The organism is Thiobacillus sp. (assembly GCF_024708915.1).
On sequence record NZ_JANJXQ010000018.1, the window covers coordinates 1 to 3540 of the forward strand.

The 3540-nt window shown below is 66.4% G+C and carries 4 protein-coding genes; 1 reads left to right on the plus strand and 3 read right to left on the minus strand.

The window, feature by feature from the left end:
• Positions 1–129 precede the first annotated feature (129 nt).
• From Q0L94_RS01505 to Q0L94_RS01515, 3 genes are read right to left on the minus strand one after another with little or no spacing between them, the layout of a single operon-like run.
• The gene (locus tag Q0L94_RS01505; protein WP_296749406.1) at positions 130–1164 is read right to left on the minus strand and encodes a VIT1/CCC1 transporter family protein; all 1035 of its coding nucleotides are present in this window, start codon (positions 1162–1164) and stop codon (positions 130–132) included.
• Positions 1161–2648: a YifB family Mg chelatase-like AAA ATPase gene (locus Q0L94_RS01510; protein ID WP_296749408.1), complete on the minus strand. Its 1488-nt coding sequence runs from the start codon at positions 2646–2648 to the stop codon at positions 1161–1163. Before Q0L94_RS01510 ends, Q0L94_RS01505 begins: the two co-directional genes overlap by 4 nt.
• 2 nt (positions 2649–2650) lie before the next feature.
• A complete protein-coding gene (locus Q0L94_RS01515) occupies positions 2651–2914 on the minus strand; it encodes an accessory factor UbiK family protein (protein WP_296749410.1) in 264 nt (87 codons plus the stop codon).
• Between the two features lie 243 nt (positions 2915–3157).
• On the opposite strand from Q0L94_RS01515, the gene Q0L94_RS01520 reads away from it, so the two are divergent.
• Positions 3158–3540, plus strand: a 383-nt coding sequence (locus tag Q0L94_RS01520; RefSeq protein WP_296749411.1) for a TorF family putative porin, incomplete at its 3' end; no start/stop codon positions are given.

Here is a 3540-nt window from a genome sequence, read left to right on the forward strand (position 1 = left end):
TTGCCGATTTATCGGCTTTACAACCACGGCCTACCCCTTGCGGGTGGGCGACATAGTCGACTCTATGGCAACGACGAGCAACGCCGCCATGCGGAAAAAGACGCCGTTTCATGTTGCGATATTTCTGAGTCACGACACTAGCGACACCCCCAGCCAGGTGCCGATGAAATACGTGGCCAATCCCGCCGCGCCACCGATGCCGAGCATGCGCAAGCCGCTGAGTGCGGCGTGGCGCCCGGTGAACAGGCTCATGCAGGCGCCGACGGCGAACAGCCCGAGCGCGGTCAGCGCGATCGAGATTGCAAGCGCATTGCCGTGGCCGAACAGGAACGGCAATAGCGGCAACGCCGCGCCGGCGGTGAAGGCGGTAAACGACGAGGCCGCCGCTACCCAGGGCGAGCCGAGCTCGTCGGGGTTGAGGCCGAGTTCCTCGCGCGCCAGGGTGTCGAGCGCGCGCTCGGGATCCTGCATCAGCGTATCGGCCAGCCGCCGCGCCTCGTCCGTGGACATGCCCTTGGCGGCGTAGATCAGCGCCAGTTCGGCCGCTTCTTCCCGCGGATATCTTTCCAGCTCGGCGCGCTCCAGCCCGATCTGGTATTCGAACATCTCGCGCTGCGAGCGCACTGAAATGTATTCCCCCGACGCCATCGAAAATGCGCCCGCCAGCAGCCCGGCCACGCCGGTCAGCACGATGACGGCCGGTTCCGGCGCTGCGCCGGCCACGCCGTAAATCAGTGCGGCGTTCGATACCAGCCCGTCGTTGACGCCAAACACCCCGGCGCGCAGGACGTTGCCGGCAGCACCGTTCTGGTGGCGCTTGCCGATGTCGTCGACTTTCAGCGGCGTGCCATGCGGCGGCGTCTGGGTATACAGGACCATGCCGCGTACTTTCATCGCCGCCAGTATGCCGCGCATCGCACGTGGCCTGAATACGCGGGTGAGGCGGGCAACGGCGCGGGTGCGCAGGTCGGGCCGGAAAGCCGTCGGCACCTCGCCACCGTTCTGGGCGATGGCGGCCAGCCAGATGTCCGCCTGTTCGTCGGCCGCCTGCGCCAGTTCCTTGAACAGGGCTTCGCGCGGCGTGCCGCGTTCGCATTCGGCAACAACGCGGTAGAGCCAGGCCGACTGCTTCTCTTCCCGCCAGGAGGAGTGAGCCGAACTCACGCCTGCCTCCGGTACTGGATCGCCTCGGCAAGATGGGCCGTCGTGATGGCATCGCAGGCGGCGAGGTCGGCCACGCTGCGCGCCAGCTTGAGCACCCGGTGGTAGGCGCGCGCCGACAGGTTGAGACGTGCAATCGCCTGTTTCAGCAGGGCTTCGCCGGTGGCATCCAGCGCACAGTGGCGGTCGATTTCCTGGGTGCCGAGCGCGGCGTTGGGTTTGCCCTGGCGCGCCATCTGGCGCTCGCGCGCCGCCTGCACGCGGGCGCGGATGGCGGCGCTGGGTTCGCCCGCAGCAGCCTGCATCAGTTCGTCCTGCGTCAGTGCGGGCACGCTGACCTGGATGTCGATGCGGTCGAGCAGCGGCCCGGAAATGCGCCCGCGGTAGCGCGCGATCTGGTCCGGGGTGTCGCGGCAGGCCTGGGTGGGATGGCCGAGGTAGCCGCAGGGGCAGGGATTCATTGCCGCCACCAACTGGAAGCGCGCCGGAAAGTCGGCCTGCCGCGCCGCGCGCGAAATGGTGATGTGGCCGGTTTCCAGCGGTTCGCGCAGCACTTCCAGCACCTGCCGCGAAAACTCCGGCAGCTCGTCGAGAAACAGCACGCCGTGGTGCGCCAGCGAAATTTCGCCCGGGCGCGGATTGCCGCCGCCGCCCACCAGCGCCACCGCGGATGCGGTGTGGTGCGGCGCGCGGAACGGCCGGCGCTGCCAGTGCCGGTGCTGGAACCCGCCGTTGAGCGACTGCAGCGCGGCGGTTTCCAGCGCCTCGGTCTCGTCCATCGCCGGCAGGATGCCGGGAAAGCGCGCGGCCAGCATCGACTTGCCGGTGCCGGGCGGCCCCGCCAGCAGCACCGAATGGCCGCCCGCCGCGGCGACTTCGAGCGCGCGCTTGGTGGCGGCCTGGCCTTTGACGTCGGCAAAGTCGGGATAGTCCGGCACGAGCGGCACGGCATCCGGTTCGGGCGCGATGAGCGGGGCCTGCCCCGCGAGCCAGGCGCAGACATCGAGCAGGCTGGCTGCCCCCAGTGCCTCGACCCCGCGGGCCAATGCCGCTTCGCTGGCCGATTGCGCGGGCAGCACCAGCTGCCGCTGCGCCGCGCGGGTGGCCAGCGCCATCGCCAGCGCGCCGCGCACCGGGCGCAGCTCGCCGGTCAGCGCGAGTTCGCCGGCGAATTCTGCGTGCCTGAACTTGTCGGCGGGGATCTGCCCGGAGGCGGCGAGGATCGCCAGTGCGATCGGCAGATCGAAGCGTCCGGATTCCTTGGGCAGATCGGCTGGAGCGAGGTTGACCGTGATGCGGCGCGCCGGGAATTCGTAGCGCGCGTTCTGGATCGCCGCGCGCACGCGGTCGCGCGCCTCCTTCACTTCGGTTTCCGGCAGGCCGACCAGCGTGAATGCCGGCAAGCCGTTGGCCAGATGCGCCTCGACCACCACCTCGGGCGCGTGCATGCCGTTTAACGCCCGGCTTTTGACGACGGCGACGGCCATTTTTATTCTTCTTCGCGCTGCTGCTTTTCCAGTTCGGCCAGGCGGGCTTCCAGCTGCGCGAGTTTTTCGCGGGTGCGCGCCAGCACTTCGGTCTGCACGTCGAATTCCTCGCGGCTCACCATATCGAGTTTGCCAAGCATCGAGGTGACCCCGGCCTTGAGGTTCTGTTCGATGTCCTTCGCCGGCGACTGCTTGAGCACATCGCCCAGCTTGCCGACCAGGTCGTTGATGAATGCGGGGGTGGGAAATTTCGGATTCGGGTTCATGACGCTCTCCAGTAAGCAGAGAGTGTAGCAAGCACTGCATCCATCCGGCACGGCATCCGGCTGTGGCGTGCAGCACAAAGAGGGTGCATGGTGTTTTCATGACGCACCACGAAAGTGCGGCCGATTCCTGATTTAGTGGGTTTATTGATTCAACCGTTTGTTTTTTAAATGAAATGATGTCTGGCACAGCTTGTGCTGAATGAGTGGAGCAATCTTGCGCGCCCTCAATTCTGGAGACACTTCATGAAAAAACTTGCACACGCTGTGGTTGCGGCCGGCCTCGCAGGCATGTCCGGCTTGGCCATGGCGGCTGAAGAAAGCAGCCCCCACAGCCTCACCGGCAACCTGGGATTTTTCTCCGACTACGCCTTCCGCGGCGTTTCCCAGACCGACGAGGATCCCGCCATCCAGGGCGGTTTCGACTACGCCCACGCCAGCGGCTTTTACCTGGGAACCTGGGGCTCCAATGTCGAGTTTGGCGATGCCAACATGGAATGGGACGTCTATGGCGGCTACAGCGGCAAGATTACCGGCGATCTCGGCTACAACGTCGGCCTGCTCCAGTATTTCTACCCCGACCTGTCCGATGCCGACACGCTTGAAGCCTATGCCGCCCTGACCTGGAA